This is a genomic window from Acrocarpospora macrocephala, assembly GCF_009687865.1.
GTDB classification, from domain to species: Bacteria; Actinomycetota; Actinomycetes; order Streptosporangiales; family Streptosporangiaceae; genus Acrocarpospora; species Acrocarpospora macrocephala.
In genome coordinates, this window is record NZ_BLAE01000004.1 from 189,922 (window position 1) to 212,848 (window position 22,927).

Consider the following 22,927-nt stretch of genomic DNA (forward strand, 5'->3'; position numbering starts at 1 on the left):
GCTTAGCCACGTGATGGCTCGTGTGCCGGTGCTCCTGCGGGTGCTCGGACCGTTTGACGCCCGGGTGGGCGACAGATCCGTACCGCTGGGGGGTCCTCGGCAGCGTGCGGTGCTGGCCCTGTTGGTGGCGATGCGCGGCGACGTCGTCTCGGTCGACCGGATGATCGAGGACCTGTGGCGCGGCGAACCGCCCGCCAAGGCGACCGCCTCGCTCCAGTCCTACGTGGCGAACCTGCGCCGCCTGCTGGAACCCGACCGGCCCCCGCGCGCCCCCGCCGAAGTGATCGTCAGCGCCGCCCCCGGCTACGCCATCCGGCTGGACCCCGACGCCGTGGACGCCTGGCGGTTCGAGCGGCTGGCCGAGCGGGCCAGAACGCTCAGCGAGCGCGACCCGGCCGCGGCCAGGAAGGCGCTCGGCGAGGCGCTCGGCCTGTGGCGGGGCGAGGCGTTCGCCGAAGTGGCCGACGAGGAGTGGGCGATCGCCGAATCCGTCCGGCTCGGCGAGATCCGGCTCGGCGCGCAGGAGTTACTGGTCGAGGTGACGCTGCACTCCGCGCCCGCGATCGAGGCGGTGCCCGGAGCCGAGCTGCTCACCCGGCGCCATCCCCTCCGGGAGGAGAGCTGGCGGCTGCTCGCGCTGGCGCTGTGGGGCAGCGGGCGGCAGGCCGACGCGCTGGCCGCGCTGCGCCGCGCCCGGCACACCCTCGCCGAGGAGCTCGGTCTCGACCCGGGCCCCGCGCTGGTCGAACTGGAACGAGCCATCCTCAACCAGGACCTGTCCGTGCTCACCGCCGCCACCCGGCCCCGCGCCCCGCAGCCGGTCGCCGCCGAGATCCGCAAACCGGCCGAGACCCGGGCGGTGGAACCGCTGTTCGTCGGGCGGGACACCGAACTGGACGTGCTGGCCAAGGCCGCGCAGGACGCGCTCGCGGGCGAGTCACGCCTGGTGCTGATCAGCGGCGAGCCGGGCGCGGGCAAGTCCACCCTGATCAACCGGCTCATCGACGGGCTCGGCCCCGAGCACTGGCGGATCGCCACCGGACGCTGCCCCGAGGACGACGGCGCGCCGCCCGCCTGGGCGTGGATCGAAGCGCTCCGCCCGCTCACCAGGGACGTGCCGCTCGGCGCCTACCAGGGCGAGCTCGCCCCGCTGCTGGGCGAAGGGCAGCACCCCACCGAGGAGAACGCGGCCATCGGCCGGTTCCGGCTGCACCGCGCGGCCTGCGCCTGGCTGCGCGGGATGACCGGCGAGAACGGGAACGGTCCCGGCCTCGCCATCGTCCTGGACGACCTGCACCGGGCCGACGCCGAGACGCTCGGCCTGCTCACCGCCGTGGCCGAGGAGCTGGCCGGGGCGCGCATCCTGCTGGTGGCCGCGTTCCGCCCGTCCGACGTGACCGAGTCGCAGGAGGACGCGTTCGCGCAGCTGGCCCGGCACTCCCCCATCCGGCTGCCGCTCGCCGGCCTGTCCGCCGCCGACGTCGAGGCGCTGGTCTCCTCGATCTGCGCCAGGCCGGTGGACCGGGACACGCTCGCCTCGCTCGCCGAGCGGACCGGCGGCAACCCGTTCTACGTGCGGGAGAGCGCCCGGCTGCTGGATTCCGAAGGCCGGTTGGGCGCGGTCCCCGACGGGGTGCGGGACGTGCTCAGGCGGCGGCTCGCCCGGCTGCCCGCGCCGGCCGTGAGCGTGCTCAGGCTGGCCGCCGTGGTCGGCCGCGAGGCCGAGGTGGAGGTGCTGGTCGGGGCCGCCGACGCCGACGAGGACGGCGTGCTGGAGGCGCTGGAGGCCGGGGTGCTCACCGGGCTGCTCACCGAGCCCGCGCCGGGCCGGGTCAGGTTCGCCCACGCGCTGGTCCGCGACACGCTGCACCAGGACCTGTCCCAGATGCGCCGGGCCAGGACGCACGCCCGGGTGGCCGACTCGATCGCCCGGCTCCATCCGGGCGACCTGCCCGCGCTGGCCCACCACTACGCCAGGGCGGCCACCTCGGCCACCGCGGAGCGGGCCATGAGCTACTCCATCCGGGCCGGGGAGCTCGCCACCCGCCGCTATGCCCACGACACCGCCGCGGACCTGTTCGCGCAGGCGCTGGAGTGCTTCGAGCGGGTGCCGGGAGAGGTGGGCGACCGGGATGGCCGCCGGGTGGAGCTGCTGGCCCGGCTGGCCCAGGCGCACGTGCTGTCCGGGGACGTGGCCGCCGCCAGGCAGACCCGGCAGCGGGCCATCAACCTGGCCGAGGAGACCGGCCGGGACGACCTGCTGATCACTGCGCTCACCTGCTGGACCGAGGCCACGCCCTGGCAGATCAAGCCGTACGGGACGGTGGACGAGCGCACGCTGGACCTGCTGGCCCGGGTGCTGCGCCGCGACGACCTGGAGCCGCTGACGCGGTGCCGGCTGCTGGACATGGTGTACTCCGAGATGGAGGGCGAGGAGGATCCGCGGGCCACCGCCGCGGTGGCGGAGCTGGACGCGCTGGTCGCGACCATGGACGACCCCGCGGCCGAGGCCATCAACCTGGTGGTGCAGATCCGGCGCTGCCACATGGAGGCCGACCCGCGGCGGGTGGTCGAGCTGAGCGAGCGGCTGATCGAGATCGCGGTGGCCCACCACATGGTCGCCTACCGGTGGTACGGCGAGTTCCTCGCGGCCCGGGGGCGCTGCATGCTGGGCGACGTCGGGCGCATGCGGGCGCACCTGGATCGGGCGCACGAGATCGCGAAGGCGTACCAGATGGTGGAGGCAGGGGCGGTCGGGATGATCGCCGAGGGCACGCTGGCCCACATCGCCGGGCGGCTGGAGGAGGCGGAACAGCGCTACGTCGAGGCGTACCACGCGCTGTCACGGGCCGGTTCGATCCACGCCGAGGGCGGGCACGCCTTCGCCGAGTTCGGGATCCGGCTCAGCCAGGGCCGGCTGGCCGAGTACGCCCCCGTCGCCGACCTGATGTTCGAGACGTACGGGCCGACCGCGGCCGACATCGTGGCACTCGTCCTGCTCGAAGCCGGCGAGGTGGAGCGAGCTCGGGCCGCGCGGGCGCAGGGGCAGGCGCTGCGGCGGGACTACTACTACTCCATGTACGCGGTGATGCGCGGCGAGGCGGTGGCGCGGCTCGGCACCCAGGCCGAGATGGCGGAGATGATCGAGGTGCTCCGCGAGATCGAGGACCTGGTGCCCGGGACCGCGTCCCTGTCGGTGGCCGCCAGGCCGGTCGCGCACACGCTCGGCGATCTCCTGCTGGCCGCCGGGCGGCCGGCGGAGGCGGTGGCGAGCTACCGGCACGCGGCCGTGATCGCGCGCGTCCACGGGGCCGCCACGTGGGCGGCGGAGGCCGAGGAGGCGGCGCGCGGAGTGGGCTCCAAGACGGCGCCAAGAGACGGGCAAGAGGGCTGACCGACTGTAGGGGTCCAATCCGATGAAAAGGACACCCCCATGGCTCGTCTTCTCGGCCGCCTCGGCGGCGCGTCCGCGGCCCATCCGTGGCGCACGCTCCTCGCCTGGCTCCTCGCCCTGGTCGCCGCCGTCGGCGTGGCCGGGGTCGCGGGGGGCGACACGCACGACGACTACTCAATCCCTGGCATTCCCTATCAAGTGGGGACGGCATATCTCGCCGAACACTTCCCCGAGCTGTCCGGCGCCACCGCCCGCGTGGTCGTCCACGGCGACCGGGCCGTTCCCGAGCCGCTGCTGACCGAGCTGGCGGCCCGGCTGAAGGTCATGCGCGGCGTCGCCATGGTCGCGCCGCCCCGCCTGTCGGCGGACGGCGACACGGCGCTGGTCGCGGTTAATTACCGCATCCCGGTGACCGACTTCTCCGGTTCGGAGGGCGTGGACGCGCTTCGCGCCGCCGCCGAACCGGTCGCGAAGGCGGGCTTCACCGTGGCGTTCGGCGGCGAGGTGCCGGAGAACTTCTCCGCGCCCAGCGGCTCCGCCGAGGCGGTCGGCGTGATCGCCGCGCTGCTGATCCTGGTGGCCGCGCTGGGCTCGCTGGTCGCGGCCGGGCTGCCCATCCTGGTCGCCCTGATGGGCCTGGGCGTCGGCACCTCGCTGATCACGCTCCTGGCCGCCGTGACCGACATTTCGTCAACCGCCCCCACCATCGCGTCGATGGTCGGCCTGGGCGTCGGCATCGACTACGCGCTGTTCCTGGTCAGCAGGCACGTGGAGGGGCTGCGCCGGGGCCTGTCGCCGCGCGAGGCGGCGGCCGAGGCCACCGCCACCGCGGGCTCCTCGGTGCTCGTGGCGGGGCTGACCGTGCTGGTCTCGCTGTTCGGTCTCAACCTGTCCACCCTGCCGGTGTACGCCTCGTTCGCGTACGCCACGTTCGCCACCGTGGGCGCGGTCATGATCGCCTCGATCACCCTGGTCCCGGCCATGCTGGGGCTGGCCGGCCGCCGGGTGCTGCCCCGCCGCGAGCGCACCGGCGACCCGGTCCGTACGGCGGTGCGCACCGGCCCCACCCGGACCGAGCGCTGGGCGCGCTGGGTCGGCGCCAGGCCACTGCGGTCCGCGCTGGCCGCCCTGGTCGTGCTGCTCGCCCTGGCGGCCCCCGTGCTGGGCATGCGCACCTGGCCGCAGGACGCGGGCAGCCAGCCCGAGAGCAACACCACCAGGGTCGCCTACGACCTGGTCGCCACGGAGTACGGCCCCGGCGCCAACGGCCCGATCGTGCTCGCCATGCCCGCTCCGCTGGCCGCCCAGGTGGCCGCCGCCCTGCCGGGCCAGGCCGGGGTCAAGGCGGTCACGCCCCCGCTGATCCAGGGCCAGGCGGCGGTCCTCACGGTCGAACCGGCCACGGGACCGCAGGACGAGCGCACCACGGAGCTGGTCAAGCGGCTGCGCGCCACCCTGCCCGACGGCGTGATGGTGACCGGAACCGTCGCCGGATTCGGTGATATTTCCGATCGGCTGGCCGAGCGGCTGTGGATCGTGGTCGCGTTCGTGGTCGCCCTGTCTCTGCTGCTGCTCACCGTGCTGTTCCGGGCCCCGGTGGTGGCGCTGAAGGCGGCGGTGATGAACCTGCTCTCGGTGGCGGCGGCGTACGGCGTGATCACCGTGGTCTTCCAGACCGACGCGGGCGCGCGCCTGGTCGGGCTGCCGCACGGCGGGCCCATCTCCAGCTGGGTGCCGATCCTGATGTTCACCGTGCTGTTCGGCCTGTCCATGGACTACGAGGTCTTCCTGCTCTCCCGGATCAGGGAGGACTGGCTGGCCACCGGCGACGCCCGGGGCAGCGTGGTGCGGGGACTGGCCGCCACCGGCAAGGTGATCACCAGCGCCGCGGCGATCATGGTCGCGGTCTTCGTCGGCTTCGCGCTGGACCCGGACGTGACCGTCAAGACCACGGGGGTCGGCATGGCCACCGCCGTGCTGATCGACGCGACCGTGGTCAGGATGGTGCTGGTGCCCGCCACGATGGCCCTGCTGGGGCGGGCCAACTGGTGGCTGCCCGGCTGGCTCGACCGGCTGCTCCCGAAAACCGCGCACGCGGCGGCTCCGGAGCGGGTATTGGCCCGACTCTAGTAATGAGAAAGTCGTGATCTGGACAGCCGCAGCGGTGAGTTGTCTGATCGGCGGCTATGCGGCTGGCTATGGAACGGGTTTCTCGTTACTAACCGCCCGGAACGGTGAAGATCGCCCAGACGACCTTGCCGGTGCCCCGCAGGATGGTCCAGCCCCAGGTGAGGCTCAGCTCCTGGACCAGGAGCAGGCCCCGCCCGGACTCGGCGAAATCATCCTCGGGGCACATCATCGGCACCCGCTCGCTCGGGTCGCGGACCGCGCATGCGACGTGCACGCTCTGGTTGACCAGCCGCAGCTGGACGGGGGCGCCGGACGCGCCGGAGTTCATGCCGTCGGGCAGGGCATGCCGCAGCGCGTTGGTGACCAGCTCGGATACCACCAGCTGGACATCATCGGCGACCTGCGGCAGGCCCCACTCGCGCAGGGTCTGGACGGCGAACCTCCTGGCGACCGAGGCCGAGCCCGCACCCGCTCGCAGAGCGCAGCTGGCGGGTGCGGGCCAGCTCAAGTCAGGCCCCACAACCGACTCGAACTCCGGAATGAGCCAAGAAGGCGCGGTCGCGGCTCCTAGCCCTGCCAGATGTGCGGTCATCGCCGTCCTTGAAGGTGAACTTTCGGCCTTCCCTGTAACATCATATGCAATCACGGATGCACGTGCATCGGTACGTACATCCCCAGATTCCCGGTAAATATTCGTAACCGCGGAGTTGTCAGCTCGGGTCTAAGATCGGCTACCCGCAACGTGCCCGCAATGCGACAATGGTTCACTGTTCCGGCAATCGTCCGTCCAGCCCTGGAGTCGACGTGAACGTGGCGCCTGACGCAAGCGAGGAACCTCGCGTCCTCCCGTATTCGCGCGGCGGTCCCACCGTGCTGCGCATCCTGCTGGGCGCGCAGCTCAGGCGGCTGCGCCGGGCGAAGGGGATCTCCCCGGACGACGCCGGGCACATCATCCGCGCCTCGCACGCGAAGATCAGCCGCCTGGAGCTGGGCCGCGTGAGCTTCAAGGAACGCGACGTCGCGGACCTGCTCACCATGTACGGCCTGACCGATCCCGACGAGCGGGCCGTCCTGCTCACCCTGGCCAGAGAGGCCAACACCCCCGGCTGGTGGCACAAGTACAGCGATCTGCTGCCCAGCTGGTTCGAGGTCTACGTCGGCCTTGAGGAGGCCGCGGCGGTCATCCGCAGCTACGAGGTCCAGTTCGTGCACGGCCTGCTCCAGACGCCGGATTACGCCCGCGCGGTCATCAAACTCGGCCACGAGGACTCCCCGGAGGACGAGATCGGCCGCCGGGTCGCATTACGCGTGGCCCGGCAGAAGCGCCTGGAGGGCCCGGACGGGGTCAAACTCTGGTCCGTGATCGACGAGGCCGCGCTGCGCCGCCCGCTCGGCGGCGTCGAAGTGATGCGCGGGCAGATCGAGCACCTGCTCGACATGACTCGTAACCCGAATGTGACCCTGCAGATCGTGTCGTTCGACCGGGGCGGCCACGCCGCCGCCGGCGGCCCGTTCACGATCCTGCGTTTCGACGAGCGCGAGCTGCCCGACGTGGTCTACCTGGAGCAGCTCACCAGCGCCCTCTACCTGGAGAAACCCGAAGAAGTCGACCGTTACATGCAGGTCATGAACACCCTCTGCGTGGAGGCCATGCCGGTCTCCCGGACCGCCGCGTTCCTGGAGGACATCCTCAAAACTCTCTAGCGTGCAAACACACCTGCAAACACAACTGCAAACACGGATGCACGTGCACGGCATAGTCTTGCTCTCCAGAACGAGAAATCTGGAGGGCACGATGGACCACGTCCCCAACGCGAACGACCTGAGCGGCACCACGTGGCGCAAGAGCACCCATAGCAATCCCAGCGGCAGCTGCGTCGAGGTGGCCCGCCTCGCCGACAACAAGGTCGCCTTCCGCAACTCCCGCTTCGCGACAGGTCCCGCGCTGGTCTTCGGCCGCGCGGACATCGCCGCGTTCCTGCGGGCGGTGAAGTCGGGCGAGTTCGACGATCTGGTCGCGCGGACCTGATCTCGGCTGGAACGTTCTTGAGCGCCGCGTTCCGGGAGCGGCGCTCACGTTCCGTTCACGACTTTTGATCATGGCTGCCCGCCGCGCCTGGTCGCCCGCCAGGGCGATATACAGGGGGCGTGAAGTTGGACGAGCTGGATCGTGCCATCATCGGGGCCCTCGTCGAGGACGCCCGATCGACATATGCGGAGATCGGCGGCCAGGTCGGGCTGTCGGCTCCGGCGGTGAAGCGGCGGGTGGATCGGCTGGTGCAGACGGGGGCGATCACCGGATTCACCGCGCAGGTCGAGCCGTCGGCGCTGGGGTGGACCACCGAGGCCTACGTGGAACTGTTCTGCCAGGGGAAGACCTCGCCGAGCGCCATCGCGCTGGCGGTGTCGCGGCTGCCCGAGGTCGTCTCGGCCTGTACGGTCACCGGGGAGGCCGACGCGTTGTTGCACATCAGGGCCACCGACGTGCGCCATGTCGAGCAGGTCATCGAGCGCATCGCCGCCGAGCCTTTCGTGGTGCGGACCAAGAGCGCGATCGTGCTCACCCGCCTGATCACATCCCGTCCGGCGTAACGAATCGCCGGTCGGGCCCCGGAAAACGCAATCGATCACCGCTGAGGCGCAATGTCGCCGCATTGGCGGGAAGTCGCGGCATTTCTACCCTGAAGACAGCAACCCAGCCCTCTTTGTGGAGAAATTTCGTGATTCCTGCGCACATGACCGTGGGTCTTCCTGACCATCGGGTCGCGACCACCCGGCATTTCCTGATGTGCCGACCCGAGTTCTTCGGAGTCACGTACCGGATCAATCCGTGGATGGATCCGACGTTGGGAGCCAGCGCGGCGACAGCCGTACGGCAATGGGAGGCCTTGAAGAGCGCGTACGAGTCGCTCGGGCACAAGGTGAGCGCGATCGATCCCATCGACGGGCTGCCGGACATGGTGTTCGCGGCCAACGGCGCGCTGGTCGTGGACGGCAAGGTCTACGGCGCGCGGTTCGCGCACCCGGAGCGGGCCGCGGAGGGCCCGGCCTACCTGGACTGGTTCACCCAGCGGGGCTATCCGGTCAAGGAGGCGGCCTTCACGAACGAGGGCGAGGGCGACTTCCTCACCCTGGACGAGATCATCCTGGCGGGCACCGGGTTCCGTACCGACACCGCGGCGCACATGGAGGCGCAGGAGTTCCTGGGCCGGCCGGTGATCACGCTGCGGCTGATCGACCCGCGCTTCTATCACCTGGACACCGCGCTGTTCGCGCTCGGCGACGGCAACGTGGCCTACTACCCGGGCGCGTTCTCCGAGGGCAGCCTGAAGGTGCTGCGGCGGCTCTTCCCGGACGCGGTGATCGCCGGCGAGGCGGACGCGCTGGTGCTCGGCCTCAACGCGGTCAGCGACGGTAAGAACATCGTCATCAACGCCGAGGCGGATCGGCTCTGCCATACCCTGACCAGGCATGGTTATCAGGTCGTTCCCGTCGAACTGACCGAGCTGCGCAAAGCCGGCGGCGGGCCCAAGTGCTGCACTTTGGAGATCCGCCTGTGAACACCCGGGATTTCATCGAACTGGCCGAGAGCCGCAGCGCGCACAACTACCACCCGCTCCCGGTCGTCATCGCCTCCGCCGAGGGCGCCTGGGTCGTCGACGTCGAGGGCAAGCGCTACCTGGACTGCCTGGCCGGATACTCCTCACTCAACTTCGGCCACGGCAATCCCGAGATCCTGGCCGCCGCCCGGGCGCAGCTCGACCGGCTCACGCTGACCAGCCGGGCTTTCTACCACGACCAGTTCGCGGCGTTCGCGGATGGGCTGACCGACTTGTGCGGCAAGGACATGATCCTGCCGATGAACACCGGCGCCGAGGCGGTGGAGACCGCGATCAAGGTGGCGCGCAAGTGGGGCCACGAGGTCAAGGGCATCCGCGAGCCCAACATCATCGTGATGGAGGACAACTTCCACGGCCGTACCACCACGATCGTCAGCTTCTCCACCGACCCGGCCGCGCGCGAGGGCTACGGCCCCTACACGCCGGGCTTCACAATCGTGAAGTACGGCTCCGCGGAGGCGATCCGGGAGGCCATCGACGAGAACACGGTGGCGGTGCTGATCGAGCCGGTTCAGGGCGAGGCGGGCGTGCTCCTGCCACCGGACGGCTACCTCCCGCAGGTCCGCGAGATCTGCACCTCGGCCGGCATCCTGATGATCGCCGACGAGATCCAGTCCGGCCTCGGACGCACCGGCGAGACGTTCGCGTGCGACCACGAGGGCGTCATTCCGGATATGTACGTCTTGGGGAAGGCCCTGGGTGGGGGAATCGTCCCGGTTTCCGCAGTGGCCGCGAACGCGGACGTACTCGGCGTGATCAAGCCAGGCCAGCACGGATCAACATTCGGCGGCAACCCGCTGGCCTGCGCGGTCGGCAACGCCGTAATCGCCATCCTGAAGCGCGGCGAGTTCCAGGCCCGGGCCCGCGAACTCGGCGCCACCCTGCACGACCGCCTGCGCACCCTCCCCGGCGTAGTCGCGGTCCGCAGCCGCGGCCTATGGGCAGGCATCGACATCGACCCATCCCTGGCAAGCGGCCGCCAGGTCTGCGAGTCCCTGATGACCAAGGGCGTCCTCGCCAAAGACACCCACGGCTCCACCATCCGCCTGGCTCCCCCACTGGTCATCACCGCCGAGGACCTCTCCTGGGCAATCGACCAACTCGCCGACGTCCTCCGCGAGTTCCAAACCAACCAACCCAGCCGATAAGACCACCACCGGGGCGCCTTGCCCCAGTCGCAGCCCACATTCCCGGGTCAGGCACCCAGGGCCGATAAGCGCGCCAGCGTCCGGCCCTGGACGCCTTGCCCAGGGCCGATAAGCGCGCCAGCGTCCGGCCCTGGACGCCTTGCCCAGGGCCGATAGGCGCGCCACTGTCCGGCCCTGGGCACCTTGCTCAGAGCTGGTATACGCGTCACCGTCCGGCCTTCCACGCAACTGAGCTCAGTGAGGCACTCTTGGCGCCGGTGCGGCGAGAACTACAACCGGCGTTAACGGCGCCGGATAACGGCGATCGACCCGGTGACCTGGTCTTTCTTCTTGGTACTCTAAGCCGGTCTCCCGGGTAGCGGTACTCGGGAGATTTCGGTGAGTTCGGGTGGGTCCGCGACGGTCGTCGGGCTGTACCAGCGGGCTTCGGGGGCGCCGTCGGGCGGGAAGGTCAGCGTGGCCAGGGCGTTGGAGAACCACGGGCCGTTGGTGATCCGCCATTTGAAGGGTGGTTTGGGGAGTTTGGCGGTTCTGGCGATCAGTCCGCCGACCAGGGTGGCGACGCCGAACTGGGCGATGATGTTGGCCAGGCGGAGGGTGCGGCTGAGGGGGTTTCTGATCGGGGAGCAGACCAGCTGGTAGAGGGGCGCGCCCTTGACCTTGGCGACATACGAGTAGTGCACGTCTCCGGACAGGAGGAGCACGGTCTTCCCGGTTCCGGCCAGCATGGTGCATAGGCGTTCGAACGAACGGCGGAATGCCGCCCAGTGCTCCAGATCGACAGCTTGGCGGATACGTTCGGACCATCGGGCCACCCGCTTGCCCCACGCGCCGTCGGCGAGCGCTTCGTTCCAGGCTTCGACGTGGTGGATTCCAGCCGGAAGCAGGACAGGAACCGACGAGCCGACCAGGAGCATGTCGTACTCGCCAGCGACCTGTTGCTCCAGCCAGGCCCACTCGGTCGCGTCCAGCACCGACCGCTCCCCCGGCACCAGATGGCGCGCGCACCGCGTGTCCAGCATGATCAGCCGGACGCCGCCATAGTCCCGCGCGTAACTCCACCGGCTGGTGGTCGGATCAGCGTCGGCCCGTTCCGCGAAAGCGTCCAGGATCTCGGCTCCGTCCTCCGCCTCCCGGATCTTCCCGTAGACCTCGTCGACGGCCCGCTCGGCCGGCGTCAGATTGCCCAGATGCTGGTAGACCCAATACGCCCCCAGCCCCGCGACCACCCGGCGCTTCCACCACGCGATCTTGGCCATCTGCTCCCGCCACGGCTGCGAGGTGTTCCAGTCATCCCGCAGATCATGATCGTCAAAGATCATCGCGGTCGGCACCGTGGACAGCACCCACCGGATCTCCGGATCCGTCCAGGCCTGCCGATACAACTCCGCGTACTCCTCGAAGTCCGCGATCTCATCCACCGGCGCGGCACTCCCCCGCCGCTCCCGGATATATCCCACCATCTCCGCCGACGGCTCATCGGCGTACACCTGATCCCCCAGCATCAGCAACAGATCAGGCAGCTGATCGTCAACCGTCATCCCATGCCCATACGCCCGAAGCGTGTCCACCCCATGACTGACCAGATGCGCCGCGTCATGCGGCACACTCGTCCGGCACGACCCGAACACCACCTTCTCCAGCCGCTTCACCGGCCGGACAACACTCCGCTCCATCCCCTCCTCAGGCCACACCCCCACCCCATCCAGCTCCACCCGGTACGGCACCGCCTCCCGAACCGGCACATCAACCACCGCATAGTGATGCCCGTGCACCGTGAAAGTGCGCTCAGAAACCCGCTCCTCCCCCGCCACCACGGTGACCGTGCACGACGCACTGGTCTCAACCCAAACAGTCGCCGTGAACCCATCGACATGCCGCAACAACGGCCCGATCACCAGGTGTGCCACCCCCAAGTGATACCGCAGGCACGACATCGCCCGCACCCCCGCGCGACGATCAGCCGGCCAACGCCCCGCGCAGGAACACTTCCGTGATCGCCGCAGCCGCCGGTTCGACGCCGAGACCGCCGAGGCCACCGAGCATCACCCGCACCTTGATCCCTTCCAGCAGGCTCAGATAGACCTCGACCAGCGCCTCGCGCGACAGATCGGAACGCAGCGCCCCCTCCTCGGCCGCGCGGTCGAACAGAGCCCGCAGCGGCGCCATCATCGCCGTCTCGGCCGCCTCCTTCTGGGCCTCCGTCAGCGGGAACGAGCCGAGCCCGCGATATTTCAGCATCCCGGCGAGGACGGCCCGGGTGCCCCGGGCGAACGCCTCGGAGATCGGGATGTCGTCGAGCCGGGCATCGGCCAGCCGCTGGGCCACCTCGGCGAGGCCGGCCTCGAGCAGGGCGGCCAGCAATGCCTCGCGGCTCGGGAAGTAGCGATAAAGAGTGGCGCGGCCGACGCCCGCCGCGGTGGCCACATCGGTCATGCTCACCGATTCGCCCCGCTCGGCGATGAGCGCCGCGGCCGCCTCCAGAATGCCGCTCGCCACGTGATCTCTGAGCGCTTGTCCTCGTACCATCACCCCCACTATACATCTCCGACTCATGATGAGACACTCTGTCTCATGACTAAGGATCTTCATGGGCGTACCATCGTGATCACCGGTGCCAGTTCCGGCATCGGCGCGGCCGCCGCCCTTCGGCTGGCCGAGCGGGGTGCGACCGTCGTCGCGGTCGGGCGCTCGCCCGAGCGGACGCGGGAAATCGCGGCCCGGCTCGGCACGGAGCCGCAGATCGCCGACTTCGCCAGCTTCTCCGAGGTACGCGCGCTGGCCGGCCGCCTGCTCGACCGCTACCCGCGCATCGACGTGCTGGCCAACAACGCGGGCGGGCTGGTGTCGGAGCGACGCGTCACCGCCGACGGCCACGAGCTGACCTTCCAGGCCAACCACCTCGCGCCGTTCCTGCTGACGAAGCTTCTGCTGCCCCGGCTCCGGGAGAGCCGCGCCCGGGTCGTGACGACCGCCAGCGTCGGCAACCGGTTCGGCAAGCTGGACCTCGACGACCTGGAGTGGACGCGACGCCGCTACGGCGGCGGCTGGATCGCCTACTCGACGAGCAAGCTGATGAACATCCTGTTCACCCGGGAACTGGCCCGCCGCGAGGCCGGAGTGACGGCGGTCTGCTTCCATCCACGGCGGGTCGCCGGGGAGCGCGGAGTCGAGCAGGAGATCCGGTTCGCGTCCGGCTCCGGGCTGGTCGGAGTGGTGAGCCGGATCCCGCTCATCCGGCGGGTCGCGCTCGGCGCGGCGGACGGCGCGGGCCCCTTGATCGCCCTGGCGAGCGCGTCCGAGGTCGCCAACGGCGCCTACCACGACGGGCTGCGAGCCGGGGCGAAGGTCAACCCGCAGGCCGATGACGCCCGGCTCGCGGCACGGTTGTGGGAGCTCTCGGAGGCTTACGTCTCGGCGTAGCCGCCAGGAGACCGGTTGCGACACGCTCCAAAACGGCCAACAGGCAGACCTATTCCGCCGACTCGGCATATTCCCCCGAGGGCCGACGCCAGGATTGGATCACAGGTAGAGGCGTCGCACGGGGATCGGTGCCGGTGGGAACGTTCCGTCAATGACGACGGGACGGGCCGGAGCCGTCCCCGTGCGGCGCACCGACACTAGATGGAGGAGAACTCTCCGACATGACCATCATGGACTTCCCGACAACGACGTCGGGAATTCAGGGCATGGCTCCGGGGCAGCAGGCGTTGGACGCCGCCCGGTTCCAGCTCGCCGAGGCGGTCCGCTTCCTCGGGCTTGATGACGGCCTGCATCGCATGCTGGCCACACCGCGCAGATCCCTGACCGTCTCGGTTCCGGTACGGCGGGAGGACGGCCGGATGGAGGTCGTCCAGGGATATCGCGTGCAGCACAATCTCTCGCGCGGCCCGGCGAAGGGCGGCATCCGCTTCCACCCGGACACCGATCTGGCCGAGGTCACCGCGCTCGCCATGTGGATGACGTGGAAATGCGCCCTGGTGGGGATCCCGTACGGCGGCGCGAAGGGCGGCGTGGCCGTGGATCCGGGCACGCTCACCAGCCGCGAACTGGAGCGGATGACCCGGCGGTACGCCAACGAGATACAGCCCCTCATCGGCCCCGAGAAGGACATCCCGGCTCCGGACGTCGGCACCGACGAGCAGACCATGGCGTGGATCATGGATACGTACAGCGTGAACGCGGGGTATTCCGTGCCGGGTGTCGTGACCGGGAAGCCGACCACGCTCGGCGGGTCGCTCGGGCGGGCGGGTGCGACCTCGCGCGGGGTGCAGATCGCGGCGCTGGCCGCGCTGGGCTGCGCCGAAGGCCGTACGGTCGCGGTGCAGGGGTTCGGCAAGGTGGGGGCGCTGGCGGCGCAGTACCTGGCGGACGCGGGGTGCCGGGTGGTGGCGGTCTCCGACGCGTCCGGCGCGATCTACTCGGAGCGGCTCGATGTCGCCGATGTGCGCGCGTGGGCGGGTGCGAACGGCGGGGTGCCCGGCTACCCGCACGCGGACGCGATCACCCATGACGAGCTCCTCGAACTCGATGTGGACGTGCTGGTCCCGGCCGCCCTGGAAGGGGTGCTGACCGGCGCGAACGCGCATCGGGTGAAGGCGCGGCTGATCGTGGAGGGGGCGAACGGGCCGACCACCCCGGAAGCCGACCTGATCCTCGCCGATCAGGGCGCCACCATCATCCCGGACATCCTGGCCAACGCCGGCGGCGTCATCGTGTCGTATCTCGAATGGGTGCAGAACACCCAGGCCTACTCGTGGAGCGCCCACGAGGTCGAGGTCAAGTTACGCGACCTGATGGAGGGCGCGTTCCGCGAGGTGAACACGCTCGCCGCCGACCGCGGGCTGACCCTGCGGGAAGCGGCGCACGCGATCGGGGTCGGCCGGGTAGCCGAAGCACACCGGCTGCGTGGCCTCTACCCCTGAGATCCTTCCTGAGTGACGATCTGCTCGCAGAGGAGATGGGTCTCCAGAGCGTCATCGGCATCGAGCAGCCTGCCGGCACCGACCGCGTCCAGGAAGGTGTGGCAGGCCTGCTCGATGCCGCGTTGCCGGGAGACCGGCGTCCAGTCCGGACGTCGGACGAGCGTCTCGCCAGGGGTGAAGTCGACGACGTCGCCGAGGTTGAGCACGCGGCGTTTGATGCCGCCGCCCATGGTTTCGCAGGTCTCCTCGGCGGCGCCGCTGACCCTGCTCATGATCCCTAGCGCCGTGAATCCGTCCCCCTCGAGTTCGAGGACGACGTGTTCGAGCAGCCCGCCGACCACCCGCGTCCTGATCCGGGTCCCGGTGACCTCGCCCGGAGCCAGGAACCGCAGCGTGTCGACCACGTGGATGAAGTCATCAAATATCGCGACTCGTGGGTCTTCAGCGAGGTTTGCCCGGTTCTTTTGCATGATCACCAGGTCGCGCGGGAGTCCGGCCAGAACCACGTACGCGGGGGCGTACCGGCGATTGAACCCCACCATCAGCGAACGTTCGCGCAACCGCGCCAGCCGGACGAGTTTCTCCGCGTCCACGAAGTGATAAGCGAGCGGTTTGTCGACGAAGACGTGCACACCCGCGTCCAGCAGCCCGCTGACGATCTCCACATGCGCGGCGGTGGCCGCGTGCACGAAAGCCGCGTCGATCCCATCGGCGATCAGATCATCCACCCGCGAGAACCGGCCGGACACCCGGTAGGCGTCACCCATCCGCCGCAATGTCCGCGGGTCACGCGTGCAGAGCCGTAAGTCCAGCCCGGGGGTGGCGGCGAGCACCGGCAGGTACGCCTTCGCGGCGATATCGCCGAGCCCGATCACTCCAATACGCAACATCCCCCGACCCTACATAAGACGACATCACCGGGTTTGCGCGGCGAGATGCTGCATGCTCGCCTTGAGGGCCTCGTCGATGGGCGTCGGCGCGACGCCGAAGGTCTTCTGGAACGCGGAGGAGTCCAGCACGAACGGCCGGTCGAACTGGTAGCGGGTCTCGCGGAGCTCCCGCATGAACGGCATGAACAGCCCCAGAGCCGTGACCCCCCACATGGGAATCTCCGTGATCCGGGGAGATCGCGCCCCGGCCAGGGTGGCGACACGCTCGGCGACCTGCCGGATCGTGAGCGGCGGCACCGTCGGCACGTGCCAGGGCCGCCCCCAGGCCCGCTCATCCGTTCCCGCGATCACCAACGCCCGCGCCACATCCGGCAGGTACGTCCACGAGTGCGGAATATCGGGATCACTCAGCACGAGGGCCCGCTTGCCCGCCGCCACCGGACCGATCACCTGCATGGACAGGTACGCCTGGTCCGTGGACCCCGGACCGAAATAGTCGGACCCGCGCACTTCGGTGGCCCTGATCCGCCCGGCCTCGTGGCTGGCCAGCACCTGCCGCCACATCTCGGTCCTGACCCGTGCCTTGTGGCCCGTCGCGGCCAGCGGAAGGTCCTCGGTCATGACGTCCACGGGCCCGTACATGTACAGGTTGCCGACCGTGGCCAGCACGGCGCTGTTGGCCTCCGCGGTGCGGAGGATCGCGTTCGCGATGGGCGGCCAGTCGGTCGGCCAGCGGTGATATTTCGGGTTCACGCAGTTGTAGAGGACATCGGCTCCCCGGGCGGCGCGGCCGAGCGCGTCGGCGTCCGCGGCGTCGGCGGCGACCTTCGTGATGTGCTCGGGCCCGGAGCCCGACCGGGACACCAGGACGACCTCGTGCCCCTGCGCGTCCAGCATTTCGGCGACCTGGCGGCCGACCTGACCCGCTCCGACGATGACGTGCTTACCCATGATGTGCTCCTATTTCTCGGCTTCGGTCTTGAGTGCGGACAAGTAACGTTCGTGTCCTTCGCGGAGCTTGTCCGAGCCGTACAGCACGGAGGCGAAGGGCCCGGCGAGGGATTCGGACATGGTGACGCGGGTCCTGGCGTCGTCCAGGGGCTCCAGCAGGTGCCGGTCCACGGCCTTGAAGCCGAAGACGACGCCGGTCCAGGTCAGCTCGCGCCCCGGATCGATCACGGCGAACCTGGAGGTGATCTTCATGCTGCCCAGCTGCCATCGGAAGAACGCGCCCGGGGCCGTCTCGGTCAGGTCGAGCACCCGATACTGCGGATACCACGCCGGCCAGCCGCGAAGGTCGCTCATGACCTCCCACACCCGGTCGACCGGCGCGTTCACGACGACGCTGGAGGTGGAGACGACCGGCGCCTTCTCGTCGATCCGGCCGCGCAGCGCGTAGTCGGTGTGCAGCTTCTCGAGGGATGGCCCCCGGTAGAACAACCCATTCATTGGCGTCCCCTTCCTTACGAGAGCAATGCTCTCTCAATAGAGCACCAATCGTCAAGAGCACTGCTCTCGATTTATCGCGGCGCTCTGATATGGTGCCCAAGTGAACGCAAGCCGTACCGCACGGGAACGTGTCCGGGCCGAACTGGTCCGGGAGATCACCGACATCGCCCGAGTCCAGCTGGCCAGCGAGGGGGCGAGCGGCCTGTCGCTGCGCGCGGTCGCGCGCGAGATGGGCATGGTGTCCTCCGCCGTGCACCGCTATTTCCCGACCAAGGATGATCTGCTCACTGCCCTGATCGTGGACGGTTACAACTCCGTGGGCGCCGCCGTCGAGGACGCGGACGCCGCAGGACCGCCGGACGACTTCGGCGCGCGCTGGCTGATCGTCTGCCACGCGGTCCGGAACTGGGCGCTGGCCCGCCCACACGAATACGCGCTGATCTACGGCTCACCGGTCCCCGGCTACCGCGCCCCCGAGGACACGATCGGCCCGGCCAGCCGCGCCACCACCGTCTACGGGCGCATCCTCGGCGACGCCCACCGCGCCGGGCGCCTGTCGCCGCCGGACATCTGCCCCCCGGTCCCGCCCATCCTGAGCACCGACGCCGAGATCATCAGATCCCTCATGCCCGGCGTCTCCGACGACGTGATCACCCGCGCCATCACCGCCTGGACCGGCCTGTACGGCATGATCAGCTTCGAGCTCTTCGGCCAGTTCAACAACGTGGTCACCCACCGGGCCGAACTCTTCGACCACAACATGCGGGGCCTGGCCCGCTTCCTCGGCCTCCCCGACTAGTTCCGCCGGGACTGCTCCAGCTCGGCGAGCAGCTCACGCTGCCCTGCCAGCAGCTCAGTGAGGATCCCCCGGGCCGCCCGCATCAGCTCGGACACATCCGGCCCGGCCAGCTCGTAAGCGACGGTCGTCCCGTCGCGCCGGGCCGTCACCAGCCCGGCCCGGCGCAGCACCGCGAGCTGCTGGGAGAGGTTGGGCGCTTCGACCTCCATCTCGACCAGCAGGTCGCGCACGTGTTTCGGCCCTTCGCACAGGAGCTCAAGCACCCGGATGCGGAGCGGATGGCCGAGGGTTTTGAACAGTTCCGCCTTGGCCTGGTAGAGCGGCACGGGCATTACTAGACGCCCTGCTCCGTTTCGTACTGCTCCGTCTCGCTGTCGTCGCTCCGGTTCGCGGCGGGCGCCCCGTCGACGCCCAGTTCCCGTCGCAGCGACTCCAGGTCGCCGCCATCGCGATATTTCAGCTCGCGAGCGACCTTCACCTGCTTTGCCTTGGCCCGACCCCGTCCCATGGCCTCTCCTCCTCGCTTGCCATGATGGGCAATTAAGCAAATCTGCAAGTGTCAGCCTAACGTGAGCCGCCGACAAAAACTCGGCTCCGGGCCACCTCGCCAGGTGGCCCGGAGCGAATGTCAGCGGTGCGCTCGGTTGACGGCCGAGATGATCGCCTTCAGCGACGCGGTCGTGGTGTTGGCGTCGATGCCGACCCCCCAGAGGGCCTGCCCGCCGATCTCCCCCTCCACGTAGGAGGCGGCCTTCGCGTCCGTGCCGGCGCTCATCGCGTGCTCGGTGTAGTCGAGCACCCGGATGTCCACCCCGACCGAGGCGAGCGCGTCGCAGAACGCCGAGATCGGCCCGTTCCCCCGGCCCTGGATCTCGCGGATCTGCCCGTCCACCCGCACGTCCGCGCTGATCACGTCCTGCCCGTCGGCGGAGGACACGTTCCGATGCGCGAGCAGCCCGAGCCGCCCCCACGGCCGATCGGGATTGGGCAGGTACTCATCGGTGAACACCGCCCACATCGCGGCGGGCGTCACCTCGCCACCTTCGGCGTCCGTGCGCGCCTGCACCACCCGCGAAAACTCGATCTGCAGCCGTCGCGGCAGGTCAAGGTGGTGGTCGGCCTTCATGATGTAGGCCACGCCGCCCTTGCCCGACTGGCTGTTGACCCGAATGACCGCCTCGTACGTCCGCCCGATGTCCTTCGGGTCGATCGGCAGGTACGGCACCGCCCACGCGAACTCGTCCACCGGCACCCCGGCCGCGGCGGCGTCCCGCTCCAGATGCTCGAACCCCTTCTTGATCGCATCCTGGTGCGACCCGGAGAAGGCGGTGTAGACGAGCTCGCCGCCCCACGGGTGACGCGGATGCACGGGCAGCTGGTTGCAGTACTCGACAACCCTGCGAATCTCATCGATGTCGGAAATGTCGACCTCGGGGTCGATGCCCTGCGAGAACAGGTTCATGCCCAGCGTGATCAGGCACACGTTGCCGGTGCGCTCGCCGTTGCCGAACAGGCAGCCCTCGATCCGGTCCGCGCCCGCCTGGTATCCCAGCTCGGCGGCGGCCACGGCGGTGCCCCGGTCGTTGTGCGGGTGCAGGGAGAGGATGACCGAGTCCCGGTAGGCCAGATTGCGGTGCATCCACTCGATCTGGTCGGCGTACACGTTCGGGGTGGCCATCTCGACGGTGGCCGGCAGGTTGAGGATCACCTTGCGGTCCGGGGTCGGCTGCCACACGTCGTTGACCGCGTTGCAGACCTCCACCGCGTATTCCAGCTCGGTGCCGGTGAACGACTCCGGCGAGTACTGGAAGTAGATCTCGGTGTCGCCCATGTCTTCGGCGAGCTTCTTGCACAGTTTGGCGCCCTCGACCGCGATGGCGGTGATGCCGTCCTTGTCCTGACCGAACACGACCCGGCGCTGCAACGTCGAGGTGGAGTTGTACAGGTGCACGATGGCCTGCTTGGCGCCCTTCACCGACTCGAAGGTGCGCTCGATCAGCTCGGGCCGCGCCTGAGTCAGCACCTGGATCACCACGTCGTCGGGGATCCGGCCCTCTTCGATGATCTGGCGGATGAAGTCGAACTCGGTCTGCGAGGCGGCCGGGAAGCCGACCTCGATCTCCTTGTAGCCCATCCTGACCAGCAGCTCGAACATCTTGAGCTTGCGGTGGGCGTCCATCGGGTCGATCAGGGCCTGGTTGCCGTCCCGGAGGTCGACCGCGCACCACCGCGGCGCGCGGTCGATGACCTGATCAGGCCAGGTGCGGTCGGTCAAGCGGATCGGCTCGAAGGGGCTGTAACGCTGGAACGGCATGGGGCTGCGCTGCTGCTGGGGATACACGGAAGGGCTCCTGGTGGTCGGATTCACAGAGAAGTGGCCGACGCGCATGGCTCGCTCCGCGACGAGGGAGCCGGCCTAGCTTCTACAGGCCCTCGCCGCGGCAGCTAAGAAGCAGACCGCGCAGCATGTCTTGCACAGTAGCAGACGCAGGAGAACACCCGAGACCGCTCAGCCGGTCAGCACCTCCAGCAGCTGCTGGACCCGCCCGGCTACCGAGGCCCGCCCATAGGCCAGGTAGTGCCGGGGATCGACCACTTTGGAATCGGTCAATCCCCCACGAATTCCAGCGGTGAACATGACGTTCAGCTGGGTCGCGATATTGATCTTTGTCATCCCATGCCGGACGGCCCGGACCAGCCCAGCGTCAGGCACCCCCGACGAACCGTGCAGCACCAGCGGCACCTCAACCGTCTCCCGCAACCGCGTGATCAGCTCGAAGTCCAGCTCGGCGTCCTGCGTCACCATCGCGTGCGACGTCCCCACCGCCACCGCGAGCGCGTCCACCCCCGTCGCCTCCACAAAGGCGGCGGCCTCGGCCGGATCGGTACGAACCCCCGGCGCGTGCACCCCGTCCTTCCCGCCCACTTTCCCCAGCTCCGCCTCCACGAACACCCCGGACCGCCGCACGATCTCCGCGGTGGCCGCGACGTTCTCCTCGTACGGCAACGCCGACGCGTCGAACATCACCGACGAGAACCCCAGCCGCACCGCCCGCTCCACCAACTCCCAGGTGGTGGCGTGATCGAGATGCACCGCGACCGGAACCCGCGCTGAGTCGGCGACCGCCAGGCAGGCCGCCCCGATCGCGTCGATCGCCCCGTGATACGCGGCCGTGTTCTCGCTGACCTGCAGGATCACCGGCTCCCCGATCCGCTCCGCCCCTTTCACGATGCCCACGGCGTGAACGACCTCGATCACGTTGAACGCGCCCGCGCCCACCCGCCGCCGCCGGGCGCTGTCGATGATCTCGGCAGTGGTGATCAGCGTCATCGCGTCACGACCGAACGGGACAGATGATCGGGACTGTCGCAGTTCAGCCCCCGATGCCGCGCGAAGTCCACCGCCAGCCGGTGCACCACGACCAGCTCCGCCTGCGGATCGGCAGTTGCCACCCTGAGCGTGGCCCCGGTCCCGGCGATCGCTTCGACGACGTCCTCGGGCAACGGCGCCAGCGACCACACCAGACTCCGCGGCCCCGCGCACGCGATCGGCCCGTGCCGGTATTCCAGCGTCGCGTACGACTCCGTCCACAACTTGGCCGCCTCCCGGCACTTGAGCGCCGCCTCCTCGGCCAGCCCCAGCGTCCACCCGGTCCCCAGGAAGACGACGTGATCGAAGTCCGCGGGATCCGGCAGCGGCTCCTGGAGGGCGTGCTCGGCCTCGGCGGGCAGCCCGCTCACGTCCTCGCCGATCGAGGCACGCAGCAGCGTGAGCGCCGAGGTGGCGAAGCGGGTCTGCACCACCGACCGCTCGTCGGCGAAGTCCAGCAGCACCTGCCGATGGGTCAGCTCGGTGATCGGCGACCCGGGCGTGCCGGTGATCGCGACCGTGGTCATACGCTCGGACAGCTGCTCCGCCAGCGGCAGCAGATCGCTGGTCGTGCCCGACCGCGACAGCAGGATCGCCATGTCGTACGGATCCTCGTCGGCGAACTCGGTGGCGATCGTTGCCCTGGTCCGCCCCCGGCCCAGGCTCTGCCGGCGTCGCGCGTACGCGTCGAGGATGTAGAACGAGGTCCCGCAGCCGACCCCGAGCACGTTCAGCCCGGCTCGGGGCAGATCCGCGTACGGGACAGCCAGGGTCCTGGTCCACATCTCCGGCTGGCTCTCGACCTCGGCTTGGGTATGGCTCACCGCTGCGTCTCCCACTTTCGGCAACATCACCGACAACCTCTCAAAACTCTCAAATCTGTCAAACCAGACCAGTAACTGGCGTGGTGATCTCCGGGACGTAGAGTGTCGGAAAAGCGAGAAGGAGGCACGGACATGCGGGACAACGAGATCCTCTCCAGGATCGGCGAACTGGTGGAGGAGGAGCGGGAGCTTCGCGAGCGGCTGGCCGCGGGCCAGGTCTCCAGCAGCGAGGAACGCTCCCGGATCAAGACCCTGGAAGAGTCCCTGGACCAGTGCTGGGACCTGCTCCGCCAGCGCCGCGCCAAACGCCAGGTCGGCGACAACCCCGACAACGCGGAAACCCGCTCGGTGACCGAGGTCGAAGGCTACCGCCAGTAA

The 22,927-nt window shown here is 69.6% G+C and carries 22 protein-coding genes; 11 read left to right on the forward strand and 11 right to left on the reverse strand.

From position 1 onward, the window contains the following. The first annotated feature begins 13 nt into the window (after positions 1-13). Together Amac_RS02450 and Amac_RS02455 are read left to right on the forward strand one after the other, a co-directional pair. Complete coding sequence (locus Amac_RS02450) at positions 14-3,394, forward strand: ATP-binding protein (protein WP_155352726.1); 3,381 nt, start codon at positions 14-16, stop codon at positions 3,392-3,394. A 39-nt stretch (positions 3,395-3,433) separates the two neighbouring features. Continuing rightward, complete coding sequence (locus Amac_RS02455; RefSeq protein WP_155352615.1) at positions 3,434-5,524, forward strand: MMPL family transporter; 2,091 nt, start codon at positions 3,434-3,436, stop codon at positions 5,522-5,524. Positions 5,525-5,612: 88 nt separating this feature from the next. On the opposite strand, the gene Amac_RS02460 is transcribed toward Amac_RS02455, so the two are convergent. Further along, positions 5,613-6,032: an ATP-binding protein gene (locus tag Amac_RS02460; protein WP_218040839.1), complete on the reverse strand. Its 420-nt coding sequence runs from the start codon at positions 6,030-6,032 to the stop codon at positions 5,613-5,615. Between the two features lie 296 nt (positions 6,033-6,328). On the opposite strand from Amac_RS02460, the gene Amac_RS02465 reads away from it, so the two are divergent. From Amac_RS02465 to rocD, 5 genes are all read left to right on the forward strand, one after another. Then, complete coding sequence (locus tag Amac_RS02465) at positions 6,329-7,228, forward strand: Sco1979 family transcriptional regulator (RefSeq protein ID WP_373869794.1); 900 nt, start codon at positions 6,329-6,331, stop codon at positions 7,226-7,228. A gap of 91 nt (positions 7,229-7,319) precedes the next feature. Continuing rightward, on the forward strand, positions 7,320-7,553 hold the full coding sequence (locus tag Amac_RS02470) for a DUF397 domain-containing protein (RefSeq protein WP_155352618.1): 234 nt from the start codon (positions 7,320-7,322) through the stop codon (positions 7,551-7,553). Positions 7,554-7,672: 119 nt separating this feature from the next. Beyond that, entirely contained in the window at positions 7,673-8,116 is a 444-nt protein-coding gene (locus tag Amac_RS02475; RefSeq protein ID WP_155352619.1) for an Lrp/AsnC family transcriptional regulator, read from the forward strand. A gap of 143 nt (positions 8,117-8,259) precedes the next feature. Next, a complete protein-coding gene (gene ddaH, locus Amac_RS02480; RefSeq protein ID WP_246268050.1) occupies positions 8,260-9,084 on the forward strand; it encodes a dimethylargininase in 825 nt (274 codons plus the stop codon). Beyond that, complete coding sequence (rocD, locus tag Amac_RS02485) at positions 9,081-10,292, forward strand: ornithine--oxo-acid transaminase (protein WP_155352620.1); 1,212 nt, start codon at positions 9,081-9,083, stop codon at positions 10,290-10,292. The genes ddaH and rocD overlap by 4 nt, the downstream gene beginning before the upstream one ends. Positions 10,293-10,630: 338 nt before the next feature. Here the strand turns inward: rocD and Amac_RS02490 are convergent, their stop codons facing one another. Next, positions 10,631-12,202 (reverse strand): alkaline phosphatase D family protein, encoded by a 1,572-nt coding sequence (locus tag Amac_RS02490; RefSeq protein ID WP_155352621.1) that lies wholly within the window; start codon positions 12,200-12,202, stop codon positions 10,631-10,633. A 49-nt stretch (positions 12,203-12,251) separates the two neighbouring features. Continuing rightward, positions 12,252-12,791 carry a TetR/AcrR family transcriptional regulator gene (locus Amac_RS02495; protein WP_170322263.1) on the reverse strand — a complete coding sequence of 180 codons (540 nt, stop codon included), beginning with the start codon at positions 12,789-12,791 and terminating at the stop codon, positions 12,252-12,254. A gap of 75 nt (positions 12,792-12,866) precedes the next feature. Here Amac_RS02495 and Amac_RS02500 point away from each other — a divergent pair, with 75 nt between their 5' ends. Together Amac_RS02500 and Amac_RS02505 are read left to right on the forward strand one after the other, a co-directional pair. Beyond that, complete coding sequence (locus Amac_RS02500) at positions 12,867-13,715, forward strand: SDR family NAD(P)-dependent oxidoreductase (protein WP_155352623.1); 849 nt, start codon at positions 12,867-12,869, stop codon at positions 13,713-13,715. A gap of 221 nt (positions 13,716-13,936) precedes the next feature. Continuing rightward, positions 13,937-15,217 (forward strand): Glu/Leu/Phe/Val family dehydrogenase, encoded by a 1,281-nt coding sequence (locus Amac_RS02505; RefSeq protein WP_155352624.1) that lies wholly within the window; start codon positions 13,937-13,939, stop codon positions 15,215-15,217. Here the strand turns inward: Amac_RS02505 and Amac_RS02510 are convergent. Genes Amac_RS02510 through Amac_RS02520 form a run of 3 tightly spaced genes read right to left on the reverse strand, consistent with a single transcriptional unit; the run spans position 15,208 to position 17,556 of the window. Then, positions 15,208-16,107, reverse strand: coding sequence for a Gfo/Idh/MocA family protein (locus Amac_RS02510; protein WP_246268035.1), 900 nt, complete (start codon positions 16,105-16,107; stop codon positions 15,208-15,210). The two genes, Amac_RS02505 and Amac_RS02510, sit on opposite strands and share 10 nt — an antisense overlap. 24 nt (positions 16,108-16,131) lie before the next feature. Next, positions 16,132-17,058, reverse strand: a complete 927-nt coding sequence (locus Amac_RS02515; protein WP_155352625.1) for an NAD-dependent epimerase/dehydratase family protein — start codon at positions 17,056-17,058, stop codon at positions 16,132-16,134. A 9-nt stretch (positions 17,059-17,067) separates the two neighbouring features. Continuing rightward, complete coding sequence (locus Amac_RS02520; protein ID WP_155352626.1) at positions 17,068-17,556, reverse strand: SRPBCC domain-containing protein; 489 nt, start codon at positions 17,554-17,556, stop codon at positions 17,068-17,070. 100 nt (positions 17,557-17,656) lie between these two features. Here Amac_RS02520 and Amac_RS02525 point away from each other — a divergent pair, with 100 nt between their 5' ends. Next, a complete protein-coding gene (locus tag Amac_RS02525) occupies positions 17,657-18,355 on the forward strand; it encodes a TetR/AcrR family transcriptional regulator (RefSeq protein WP_155352627.1) in 699 nt (232 codons plus the stop codon). Here Amac_RS02525 and Amac_RS02530 read toward each other — a convergent pair. From Amac_RS02530 to Amac_RS02550, 5 genes are all read right to left on the reverse strand, one after another. Further along, positions 18,352-18,687: an ArsR/SmtB family transcription factor gene (locus Amac_RS02530; RefSeq protein ID WP_155352628.1), complete on the reverse strand. Its 336-nt coding sequence runs from the start codon at positions 18,685-18,687 to the stop codon at positions 18,352-18,354. The genes Amac_RS02525 and Amac_RS02530 overlap by 4 nt on opposite strands. 2 nt (positions 18,688-18,689) lie before the next feature. Then, positions 18,690-18,863, reverse strand: a complete 174-nt coding sequence (locus Amac_RS02535; RefSeq protein WP_155348199.1) for a DUF3073 family protein — start codon at positions 18,861-18,863, stop codon at positions 18,690-18,692. Positions 18,864-18,983: 120 nt separating this feature from the next. After that, positions 18,984-20,696 carry a 2-isopropylmalate synthase gene (leuA, locus tag Amac_RS02540; protein ID WP_218040841.1) on the reverse strand — a complete coding sequence of 571 codons (1,713 nt, stop codon included), beginning with the start codon at positions 20,694-20,696 and terminating at the stop codon, positions 18,984-18,986. Positions 20,697-20,864: 168 nt separating this feature from the next. Next, positions 20,865-21,686 (reverse strand): class II fructose-bisphosphate aldolase, encoded by an 822-nt coding sequence (locus tag Amac_RS02545; protein ID WP_155352629.1) that lies wholly within the window; start codon positions 21,684-21,686, stop codon positions 20,865-20,867. Continuing rightward, on the reverse strand, positions 21,683-22,549 hold the full coding sequence (locus tag Amac_RS02550) for an SIS domain-containing protein (RefSeq protein ID WP_155352630.1): 867 nt from the start codon (positions 22,547-22,549) through the stop codon (positions 21,683-21,685). The genes Amac_RS02545 and Amac_RS02550 overlap by 4 nt, the downstream gene beginning before the upstream one ends. Before the next feature lie 132 nt (positions 22,550-22,681). On the opposite strand from Amac_RS02550, the gene Amac_RS02555 reads away from it, so the two are divergent. Then, complete coding sequence (locus Amac_RS02555; RefSeq protein ID WP_155352631.1) at positions 22,682-22,927, forward strand: DUF2630 family protein; 246 nt, start codon at positions 22,682-22,684, stop codon at positions 22,925-22,927.